At 40.8% G+C, this 10,214-nt stretch carries 14 protein-coding genes and 2 pseudogenes; 4 read left to right on the top strand and 12 right to left on the bottom strand.

All coding sequences use genetic code 11. From position 1 onward, the window contains the following. The coding region (locus V7K25_RS30090) for a methyltransferase domain-containing protein (protein ID WP_335163353.1) at positions 1-706 on the bottom strand (706 nt) is incomplete at its 3' end. 103 nt (positions 707-809) lie between these two features. On the opposite strand from V7K25_RS30090, the gene V7K25_RS30095 reads away from it, so the two are divergent. The 3 genes and pseudogenes from V7K25_RS30095 to V7K25_RS30105 all read left to right on the top strand — a co-directional run bounded on the left by V7K25_RS30095 (position 810) and on the right by V7K25_RS30105 (position 2,570). Continuing rightward, positions 810-1,691, top strand: coding sequence for a LysR family transcriptional regulator (locus V7K25_RS30095; protein WP_335163355.1), 882 nt, complete (start codon positions 810-812; stop codon positions 1,689-1,691). A gap of 142 nt (positions 1,692-1,833) precedes the next feature. Continuing rightward, positions 1,834-2,250 (top strand): annotated as a pseudogene (locus V7K25_RS30100) (element excision factor XisH family protein). Continuing rightward, the gene (locus V7K25_RS30105; RefSeq protein WP_335163357.1) at positions 2,238-2,570 is read left to right on the top strand and encodes a XisI protein; all 333 of its coding nucleotides are present in this window, start codon (positions 2,238-2,240) and stop codon (positions 2,568-2,570) included. Before V7K25_RS30100 ends, V7K25_RS30105 begins: the two are co-directional and overlap by 13 nt. Before the next feature lie 25 nt (positions 2,571-2,595). On the opposite strand, the gene V7K25_RS30110 is transcribed toward V7K25_RS30105, so the two are convergent. From V7K25_RS30110 to V7K25_RS30120, 3 genes are all read right to left on the bottom strand, one after another. Continuing rightward, entirely contained in the window at positions 2,596-2,826 is a 231-nt protein-coding gene (locus V7K25_RS30110) for a hypothetical protein (RefSeq protein WP_335163359.1), read from the bottom strand. 206 nt (positions 2,827-3,032) lie between these two features. After that, positions 3,033-3,296: a Txe/YoeB family addiction module toxin gene (locus V7K25_RS30115; RefSeq protein ID WP_335163361.1), complete on the bottom strand. Its 264-nt coding sequence runs from the start codon at positions 3,294-3,296 to the stop codon at positions 3,033-3,035. Further along, positions 3,277-3,528 carry a hypothetical protein gene (locus V7K25_RS30120; RefSeq protein WP_335163363.1) on the bottom strand — a complete coding sequence of 84 codons (252 nt, stop codon included), beginning with the start codon at positions 3,526-3,528 and terminating at the stop codon, positions 3,277-3,279. The genes V7K25_RS30115 and V7K25_RS30120 overlap by 20 nt, the downstream gene beginning before the upstream one ends. Before the next feature lie 170 nt (positions 3,529-3,698). Here V7K25_RS30120 and V7K25_RS30125 point away from each other — a divergent pair, with 170 nt between their 5' ends. After that, positions 3,699-4,187: a hypothetical protein gene (locus tag V7K25_RS30125; protein ID WP_335163364.1), complete on the top strand. Its 489-nt coding sequence runs from the start codon at positions 3,699-3,701 to the stop codon at positions 4,185-4,187. A gap of 75 nt (positions 4,188-4,262) precedes the next feature. Here V7K25_RS30125 and V7K25_RS30130 read toward each other — a convergent pair. From V7K25_RS30130 to V7K25_RS30165, 8 genes and pseudogenes are all read right to left on the bottom strand, one after another. After that, positions 4,263-4,373: pseudogene (locus V7K25_RS30130) on the bottom strand (AbrB/MazE/SpoVT family DNA-binding domain-containing protein); the annotation flags it as partial. A 48-nt stretch (positions 4,374-4,421) separates the two neighbouring features. Further along, positions 4,422-4,715, bottom strand: coding sequence for a DUF2442 domain-containing protein (locus V7K25_RS30135; protein ID WP_335163366.1), 294 nt, complete (start codon positions 4,713-4,715; stop codon positions 4,422-4,424). Between the two features lie 3 nt (positions 4,716-4,718). Further along, a complete protein-coding gene (locus tag V7K25_RS30140; RefSeq protein ID WP_335163368.1) occupies positions 4,719-4,979 on the bottom strand; it encodes a DUF4160 domain-containing protein in 261 nt (86 codons plus the stop codon). Between the two features lie 170 nt (positions 4,980-5,149). Next, a complete protein-coding gene (locus tag V7K25_RS30145; protein WP_335163370.1) occupies positions 5,150-6,553 on the bottom strand; it encodes a ferredoxin:protochlorophyllide reductase (ATP-dependent) subunit N in 1,404 nt (467 codons plus the stop codon). Between the two features lie 176 nt (positions 6,554-6,729). Further along, positions 6,730-7,515 (bottom strand): DUF5331 domain-containing protein, encoded by a 786-nt coding sequence (locus V7K25_RS30150; RefSeq protein WP_335163372.1) that lies wholly within the window; start codon positions 7,513-7,515, stop codon positions 6,730-6,732. Positions 7,516-7,547: 32 nt separating this feature from the next. Next, positions 7,548-8,414 carry a ferredoxin:protochlorophyllide reductase (ATP-dependent) iron-sulfur ATP-binding protein gene (bchL, locus tag V7K25_RS30155; RefSeq protein ID WP_012410753.1) on the bottom strand — a complete coding sequence of 289 codons (867 nt, stop codon included), beginning with the start codon at positions 8,412-8,414 and terminating at the stop codon, positions 7,548-7,550. Between the two features lie 780 nt (positions 8,415-9,194). Next, on the bottom strand, positions 9,195-9,449 hold the full coding sequence (locus V7K25_RS30160) for a TIGR02450 family Trp-rich protein (RefSeq protein ID WP_335163373.1): 255 nt from the start codon (positions 9,447-9,449) through the stop codon (positions 9,195-9,197). An 87-nt stretch (positions 9,450-9,536) separates the two neighbouring features. Then, positions 9,537-9,911 (bottom strand): hypothetical protein, encoded by a 375-nt coding sequence (locus V7K25_RS30165; protein ID WP_335163374.1) that lies wholly within the window; start codon positions 9,909-9,911, stop codon positions 9,537-9,539. Positions 9,912-10,214: the final 303 nt, after the last annotated feature.

Genomic DNA, 10,214 nt, shown 5'->3' on the forward strand with positions numbered 1-10,214 from the left:
CTGTAAGCGATGGCTCATCAGTCCAACCTTTCTCTATAGCTCCATCCACCTTTGCAGAAGCCTCAATTCGCAGCGCCAAATATTCTGTAGCTTCACTCAGCGACTCAGAACATTGATAAGAAGCCGAAGCTTGGATATTAGTAAACCCACTTTGGCGCAACAGGGCGCGTAACTCTCTACCTACGTTAGGATTACCAGAATTTTGCTGCTGGAGCCACTTGTAATAAGAAAATGCTTTTTCCAGTTCTGGTGTAGACGGCGCAACCAAAAACCCGCCCCAGTCAGGACTACGAAGCCCAACAATTCCCCCCGGTTTCAAAACTCGCCACAGTTCCCGTAACGCCTGTGCTGGTTCTTGGAGATGCTCAAACAGCGCATGGGAAAAGATTGCATCAAATGAGTTATCCCGGAAGGGTAAAGCATAAATATTCGCCTCCAGAAAATTAGCATTACTAACACCTTGGGTAAAAGCAGTCTCAGTAGCTATGCGAATTTGAGAGGCTTCTCGATCAATACCTGTAAGTGTACCAGGAGCGATCGCTTTTGCTAAACCCAAAGCGATCGTCCCAGGCCCACAACCACAATCTAACAATTTCATCCCTGGACGTAAATAAGGCTTGAAAAACGCACCATGAGTATCTAAGCTGCGTTTTGCCATGAAATTTGTCGCATTACTCGAATAGCCTGGAGTATACTTTTCCTGCATTGCTCTGATTCCCTGCGATATTTGTATGAGTATCATAAGCAGGTAATTTTCAGATGTCCAATATATATTTAAATAAAATTGAGACTTATAAAATATCAAAAAAATGGAATTGCGACACCTGCGCTACTTTATTGCTGTAGCTGAAGAATTGCACTTCAGTAGAGCCGCCGAGCGATTGCACATTGCTCAACCGCCTTTAAGCCAACAAATTCAGCAACTAGAGGCGCAATTAGGCGTAGAACTGTTTCACCGTAAAACCAAGCGACAGGTGCAGTTAACGGAAGCTGGACAAGTATTTTTGCAAGAAGCTTATCAACTTTTAGCTCAACTCCAAAAAGCAATTGAGCTAACCCAAAAAACAGGAAGAGGTGAAAAGGGACAATTGCGAATCGGGTTTACCAGTTTGGTAACTTACGATTTACTTCCTGTAATTTTGCGACGGTTTCGAGAACAGTTTCCAGAAGTAGAGTTGATTTTGCAAGAATTAACCACGACTCAACAAGAGCAAGCGCTACAAGAACGTCGCATCCATGTAGGTTTTGCCCATCCACCATTAGAAGACAACACACTCAACCAAGAGTGCATTCAGCGAGAAGCTTTAATTGTGGCTATGTTAGAAACTCATCCCTTAGCTGAACAAGAAAAGATTTCAGTGCGATCGCTAGTAAACGAAAACTTTATCATGTTCCCTCGCCATTTGGGGCCTGGGCTTTACGACCAAATCGTAAGCCTTTGTCAGCAAGGAAATTTCAGCCCGAAAGTGACTCAAGAAGCGATTCAGATGCAGACGATTATCGGATTAGTTTCAGCAGGAATGGGGATTGCGATCGCACCGTCTTCATTGCAAAATCTTCAGAGGTCTGGTGTAGTTTATCGCGCTGTAGAGGAGAAAACACCATTAGTAGAAACGGCTGTAGTGTGGCGGGAAGAAGATATGACACCTGTACTAAAGGAATTTCTGCAAGTTGTCATGAGTATCTATTGAGAGATGGCGACTTATGCAAACAAGAGTTAGCTTTATTTTTGCCAATCTATATTATTTCGTAAAAAAATTTCCCTAGATTGTCAATGTATTATTGAAATAGAAATTCTTAAATCAAGCACCGCCATAAATTGGAATTAAACCTGTGTCTGCTAAAGATGCTTTTCATACAGTTGTCAAAACAGCACTTGAGAAAGAAGGGTGGTTAATCACTCACGATCCTTATGCTTTCCAGGCGGGAACCCTTGAGCTATATATTGATTTAGGAGCAGAAAAAATTATTGCAGCCGAAAAACAAGGACAAAAAATAGCTGTTGAAATTAAAAGTTTTTTGAGTCCTTAAAAAATTACAGAACTTTATGCTGCATTAGGACAATTTATTATTTATCGAATTGCTTTACAAAAAAAAGAAGCCAATCGCACTTTATATTTAGCTGTTCCTAGTACTGTTTACAATGAGTTTTTTCTACTTCCATTTATCCAATCTGTTATTCAAATTAATCAACTCTGTTTAGTAATTTATAATATTGAACAGGAGGTAATAGACCAATGGCAAAGCTAGACGAATATCGACAATATATTAAGAATTTACTTCAACAACACGCTAATATTGTTTGGGATAATCGCATTCAAGCACAGACAATTTATGATACAGAACACGATCATTATCAATTAGTTTATGTAGGTTGGCACGAGCAAGACCGTATATATGGGCCTGTTCTCCATCTAGATATTATTGACGAGAAAATCTGGATTCAGCAAGATGGAACAGAGGTAGGAATTGCTAATGAATTGGTTGAATTAGGTGTCCCAAAAGAAGATATTGTTTTAGGTTTTCAGTTACCCTCTGTGCGTAAATATACAGATTTTGCTGTTAGTTAATTGAATTTGTTAAAAATGGCGATCGCTAGTCTAAATTTAGATAAATTAGGTTTCCTCTTTGTACATTATCCAAAGCTTCGAGTAGATGTTTTTTGTTAGCTTCTGATTTGAGAAGATATGTAGTTTCATCTTCTTCAATTGGTGTTTCAATTAGCACAATAACTTCTACCACAGTGCCTTCTGGTAATTCAGTTGTAGACAGTTCAATTTTGCCATCTTTTCCGACAATAGCTTTTTGCTTAATTCCACTAAGCATAATTTCTATTTGCTCACATTTTTATTACCATATTCTAACTGTATCTGACTGAGATGAGATTTTAGCGATCGCTCTCTTATCTGCAATTTATTAATTGAGGGTAGGTTTCAAGCCGCTTTCAACGATTGTATCTGCGATCGCTCTGCATCTTCTGGTTAAAAAGAGCGATCGCCTGAACTAAAATAATATCCCAGCCTGAATAACCTTTATTGCTCATAATGATATTTGCAAGTCAAAATAATCAATAAATCTTCTTGCACCTTGTAAACTAATCTATGTTCATCTGTGATCCGTCTTGACCAGTAACCTTGTAATTTATATTTTAATGGTTCTGGCTTCCCTATCCCCTCAAAAGGATCTCTTTGTATATCTCTAATCAGTTCCAATATTTTTTTGAAAATTTTCTTGTCTTCTGTTGCCCACTGACCTAATTGTTCAAAAGCCTCTGGTTCAAAGGCAACTTTTTTCATATTCATCTAAATCTACATAAATTAGGTTTCCTTTTTCTACATTCTCTAAAGCTTTGAGCAGATATTTTTTATTAGTTTCTGATTTCAGAAGATAGGTAGTTTCATCTTCTTGAACTGGTGTTTCAACTAACACAATAACTTCTACGATTGTTCCTTCTGCTAGTTCGGTTGCGGAGAGTTCAATCTTGCCATCTTTGCCTACAATAGCCTTTTGTTTAATTCCACTAAGCATAATTCATATTTACTCCTATCTTTTCTTTACTACCTTATTGTAACTGTGTTTGAGTGAGATGAATTTGAGCGTTCACTTTTCTTTGTTGGCGTGGACGGTTCTTTAAAAAGAACGATCGCTATTGCATAAACTACAACTCAAATTGGGAATACTGAGTAAAGCGTAGGTATTTGCTGTGCAGAATCGAAGCGATTACCTCCCAGACATCACAGCCTCAGTTCAGAGGTCAGATTGATTTACGGAGGCTAACCCGAATTTACCAATGGCTCGACCCAACTTTGGATGAAAATGCAGTCTTCGATAGGCAACGAATGAATCTATTCATGTTGGCTCAAGACCCGAATAACTGGAAATGGGTAGAATCGATACCAGCAGCAATTTGGGATTCTAAAATAGATTGGGTAGGCAAAGCAATTTGGGATGATCCTAAGCCGCAGATTTATGCACGTCTTCCTAAAACTTTGGAAGTAATGGAATCTATGATTGAAACCAATCGCCGCTTTGAATCTTACCAAACTGAAGTACAAGCAATATCTAAATTAGGAATCAGCTTTCATGACTGGCTTAAATTAACTCCGTCTACAGAAATTAAACCAGACGGCGCAGAATTAATGTACATCATTCCGTCTAAACCTCTAGAGTTACAGCCTTCCATGTGAACTAAATACAGCATTTCATTCATTCGTAGCGAATTAAATTTAGCAAAACTCTGCGCCCCTCTGCGTTTAAAAATGCTACGATTCCTCTACACCTTGGCGAATTGCATTATCTATATCCTCAAGAGTTTTAGGTTTTCCCAGATATTTTAAGCAATCGGCTACATCATCTAATTTAGTTACTGAAAAAAATTACTAGACTTTAATAAATCACTGACTTCTGGAATCCCTTCTATTTTAACTCCAACTTTTTTCATATTCTTCCAGATTTCTATAGGTGGGAATAGATTGGTTAGTAACCACAGAATAAAGAACATCTGGGTCTAAATCTGCGCCATTATCCCAGTGAATTGTTCCCCATTCAGCGTTAATTTTAACAGTTTTAAAATAGTTTAAATCTTTTAAAGGTGCAAAAATTCCTGTAAATTCGATTAAATGGTTAACATCAACAATACCTTCTTTTCCGTCTTCAAACTTTAAATAGAGTTGATAGTTATCGTGAGGAATAACTTCTATAATGTCTTTAAGCATAATTCACTCTAATGGTTGAATTGTTTCTAAGGGATTATTTTGTCTTGCCATCTGCCAGTTTTCTCTAAGTTCTGATTTGTGCATAGCTGCCCATTCAATTACTAAACCAAGAACTCTAGGAGTGAGTTTACCTTCTAAAATTGATAAGGTTTCTATATCAATAATTGCCTTTTGCTGATTATAGCGGACATGGAAATGAGGGGGCGGATAGTCGTTATAGTACATAGTAATGATAATCCCTAAAAAACGACAAATTTCAGGCATCACATCACCTCCTCAATTATCCTGTCTATTCAGCCATACCCACCCAATCGTAATATTTTTAGGCGTTCTTCCTCTGTGTTCTCTGCGCCTCTGCGGTTCGTAAAAAAAAGGCGAACCCGAAAGTTCGCTCATAACATACTATTATGCTGTTGGTCAATCCAAATCCAAATCTAAATCTTCGCTTCTTCTCTCACCAACTTATCCCAACCCAAATCTTTCAAATTATTATTCCGACGCAACGGACGAGTCACCAACTCTAACATGTCACGCGCATTCGTAAAGCCGTGAATTTGAGCAAAAGTGAACTCCACCGACCACTTGGTATTAATACCCCGTGCTTCCAATGGGTTAGCGTGCGCCATACCAGTAATTACCAAATCTGGTTTCAACTCATAAATTCGCTGAAGTTGATTGTAATTATCCGGCTTCTCTACAATCCTTGGCAGAGGTGAATTCATTTCCTGACAAGTTTTCTCCAGCAATGCCAACTCAGCAGCTTGATAGCGCTTATCCATGTAAGGAATGCCGATTTCGTGAACTGTCATCCCACAACGGATTAAGAATCTTGCTTGGGAAACTTCCAGCAAGTTATCACCCATGAAGAATACAGACTTACCGCGAATCAATTTTACGTAATCTTCCACGCCTGCCCAAATTTGTGCTTCCCGTTCATCTAATCCCTTGGGAGTAATACCGAACACCGAGCAGATTTTCTCAATCCAAGCGCGGGTGCCATCGGGGCCAATGGGGAAGGGTGCGCCAATGAGTTTACACTTGCGGCGGCGCATTAAGGTGGTAGCTGTGCGGCTGAGGAAGGGGTTGACACCAGCGACATAATACCCTTCTTCCAATACTGGCAGTTCTGTGAACCGCTTCGCGGGTAGCCAGCCGGAAACTTTGATGCCTTGTTTCTTCAATTCCAAGGTTAACTGAGTAACCACGGGGTCGGGAAGAGAGCCAAAGAGAACTAAGGGTGGATGATCCACGTACTCAGATTCATCTTGGGCGACATCTTCTTTCTTTTTACCAAAGTTGAGCAATTTAGCGATCGCATTACGTTCACTTTTCTCTGTTTCCGCCACCGGAGCCTTATCAGGACAACGGTTAGCCATTGCGGCTAATACCGTGTCTTCCCCTTGGGTGAAGGCGTAATCTAGACCATTTGCCCGCGCTACAACGATGGGAATCCCGATTTCGGATTCCAGTTTCGGTGCTAAACCTTCCAAATCTGTTTTAATAATTTCCGTGGTGCAAGTGCCAATCCAGACAATTACACTAGGATTGCGATCGCGTTTAATTTGCAAGCACAACCGCTTTAACTCTTCATAATCATTCAGTTGTGCTGAAATATCGCCCTCTTCCAACTCTGCCATTGCATAGCGGGGTTCAGCAAAAATCATCACCCCCATCGCATTTTGCAGGAAGTAGCCACAAGTTTTTGTCCCAATTACCAAAAAGAAGCTATCTTCAATTTTTTGGTATAACCACGCTACGCAGCTAATTGGGCAAAAGGTATGGTAATTTCCAGTTTCACATTCAAAGCTTAAAGCTTCTGGTTGTTGAGCGACAGTCATTTTGGTTTTTTCTCCCCTTGATATTTAATGGCAGGTCAACCAATTTTAGATTTTAGATTGATAATTTTGGATTGAAGACTGAGACAACAAGAGTATCCTCTGTCTGATGACAATTTCCCTAATTCCTCATCCAAAATCCCAAATCTAAAACTTAAAATTGCGAGGAACGGCAATAATTAAGCGTTGGGGAAGAGACGGGCAATTTCTGATTCATCAAAAACGCCTGCTGGCAGTTCTTCCCCCAAAAAATCGTTATTTTCTTCAGCTTTTTGCAAAGCTGTTTCGTCGCTCCAGACATCTGACAACACGTCTTTAAACGCATTCTCATCTAGTGGACTATCTTCAAGCGCCTCGTCTTCATCGAGCTTGATTTCCATTGCACCTGTTGTACCGAAGCCCATGTCCCCAAACTCATCTGCTTCTAAACTAGAGGTTTCGAGAGACTCTTTTTTTGAGTCGTGTCCATTGGATAAGGAAATATCACCAAAGGCATCTTCGGTTTTCTCTAAATCACTGATTTCTAAGCTTTGTTCATCAGAATCCCCAATTCTGACTTCTTGAATTATCGCCACCGCCGCAAAGTCATTTGTATCAGAATGTGTCAATGTTTCATATTCAGGCTTTTCGTCAATGACACCTGCTGCTTCTTCTACGAATCTCTCTACTTCTGGGTTGACGAAGCGATTACCAAGAGCGAAATCTGGGTCAAAATGCAAATCCAGTACTTCAATCAGGGTATCAGCATCAGGATTGAGTTTGGCAAAGGGCAACATTAACTGCGCTAGTTTTGGCTCTAGGGCGTTAACAACTCCCAGGATGAGGTAAGAAGGTGGTCGCTTCCCGCCATCAGGTGTGTATACCGATTCTACTTGCATGTGCAGCGTGATCCAGTCCCGATTGTTCTGGAAAAATTGCAACCACTTTTGCTTTAATGAGCCTGTAAAGCTGTGAAAGAATGCCATGTTATTGTCCCCCATCCTGAGAACTTGGTGATTTATACAATCATCAAGTCTAGTTCCTCTTCTGAATTAGGAACCTGGGGTTTACCCGGATTTAGATAAAAATCGGATAACAAAGAGAACAACTCACGATCTGGTGTATCGTTAGGCACAACACCTTCTGGACGCGCCAGAATTTGGTCGGCGATGTTGAGATAGTAGTCGCAAACGTAATCTAGGGAAGGATCTTGCTCTGCCATCTCAAATAAAGTCTTACCTTTCACGCGGGAAACACGGATATCTTCAATTAAAGGTAAAACTTCTAGAACTGGCATTGGCACTGCTTCTATATATTTTTCAATCAAGTCGCGCTTGGAGGTGCGGTTGCCAATTAACCCAGCTAGACGCAGTGGGTGAGTTCGTGCTTTTTCACGGACTGAAGCCGCAATCCGATTTGCCGCAAACAAAGCATCAAAGCCGTTGTCTGTAACAATCAAGCAGTAATCTGCATAGTTGAGTGGTGCTGCAAAACCACCGCAAACTACGTCACCCAGAACGTCAAAGAGAATTACATCGTATTCATCAAAGGCGTTGAGTTCCTTAAGTAATTTTACGGTTTCGCCGACTACGTATCCACCGCACCCAGCACCCGCAGGGGGCCCACCAGCCTCTACGCAATCCACACCGCCGTAGCCTTTATAAATTACATCTTCAGGCCAGACATCTTCGTAGTGATAGTCCTTTTCTTGGAGGGTGTCGATAATTGTTGGAATCAAAAACCCAGTCAGGGTAAAGGTACTGTCATGTTTGGGGTCGCAACCAATTTGCAGCACTTTCTTGCCACGTTTCGCTAGGGCGACGGATATATTACAGCTAGTTGTGGATTTACCGATACCACCTTTTCCGTAGACTGCTAGTTTCACTGTTGTTTGCCTCTTATAGCTTTTTGTCAAACTTGTGACTCAAACATTTGCCTTCACCTTTCCTGAGATGGCGATGCGTGAGGTCTGTGAATGTCATTATTGGGCAAATTACCTAGAAAAGAAAGTGGCTCTTAATTTGGAAAACGGTCTTATCTGATGAATTAAATCACAATTATATTTATTTGGGATTTTATAATGCTTAAAGGCTTTATTAGCCCTAAAAACCATAATTAAACAGTTTTTATTACTTATTTTTATAAAAAGAGTTACAAAAAACAAAAAATTTAAATTGGCTTTTTTGAATGCTTTTCATAGAATTAGCTGATGGTCGGAAAACGTGTTTTCAAGGTATTGGGGCGCTGGGTCAAGGGTTAAGAGAGGTATATGCAGCCTTATGCTTGAAATACTAGTGGAATTTGCGTTAGCGTAGCTCACCGTTCGCGTAGCGTCTCTTAGAGAAGGTATCGCACATAAATTGCCAGTTTTCAGTTGGTATTCATAACCATTTAATTGCTGCTTGAGAGTAAGTTACTCTGATTTTGTAAAAAATTATTAATTTATCAAATAAGCAGGTGGCAGCCGAATACGGTTCGGTTAGCTTGTTTACCCTGCGAAGATCCCCCCAACCCCCCTTTAAAAGGGGGGCTAATTTCCTCGTTTACCCCCTTTTTAAGGGGGTCGCCGCAGGCGGGGGGATCTTAACGGAACCGTATTGGGTGGCAGCCCAGCCCACTAAGGGGCGTTCCCTGTCTCTGACTGGGAACGAGGGAGCGAGGCAAATCAGGACACCTCAGTTTCAAGTCCTTGGATTTCCTGTAATGTTTGCCAGCCAGCTTGCCACTGGGAGTTATCTTGTAATAATTTAGCGTTTATCCAAAAACGGACTTTCGGATCACAAGCAGCAACCATTTCGGCGTAAACCCAGTTAGCCTGATTTTTCCGATTGACTACTTGAAAGTGGCGCCAGCCATCAACTTTTTGCTGTGCCGTCCACTTAGAACCAACTAGGTAAGGAAATTTCTGTTTTTTAGTCATTTGTCATTTGTCATTTGTCATTGGGCATTGGATATTAGTTATTCCACTCTTGCTCCTTCTGCTTCCCTTGCCTCCTCTGCTCCCCAGCTAAGATGTCACTAAATCACCATTACGGGTAAACTTCTGGCAATGCAACTCACTATTTTGCTGAACACATAGCGAAAACCATCTGATATGGCTCCAGCAGGTGTTGATGTTGTTGGTAATTTTGCGCTTTTTCTTGGAAAGGCGTTGCCTAACGACTTCATTAGGGCAAAGAATTTCTAACGTGCCTGTACCATCTTCGTAATCGACAATGTGAAATAGACAATCTTGCAACATCGCACGGCTACTGCTGTCGAAGAACCGCTTAAATCTCTGTAGCTTTTCCCCTTCAGTCATTTGGCTGATGGGTTTTATTTTCAAGAAATCATTAAACTCAAAATCAAAGTCATCATCTTCAAAGTCGTAGGGGTCAATCATTTTCAGCATCCACTAGGCGACCTGGGATTATGGTAACTCTGTGTGGAGACAAGGTAGAAGAACTTTAATACGTCATGCCTGGTGTACGTATTTAGATTTATGCTGAGGTTCAGCCAACTTCGGCAATAAGCTTGCCAATTTCTTGAAGGGTTGCACCTGTTGCCAGCATCGCACGTATCAGCTAGTTCAATTGAAACTGAAGCATCACCATTAGACATCTCCGAAAACTATCAAAGCTTTGCTGTGGCTAGCTTATAAGATGCACTCTGCTTGCATCAAAAACTAGCTAGTCAATACGATAAA

The organism is Nostoc sp., from assembly GCF_036919495.1.
Taxonomy (GTDB): domain Bacteria; phylum Cyanobacteriota; class Cyanobacteriia; order Cyanobacteriales; family Nostocaceae; genus Nostoc.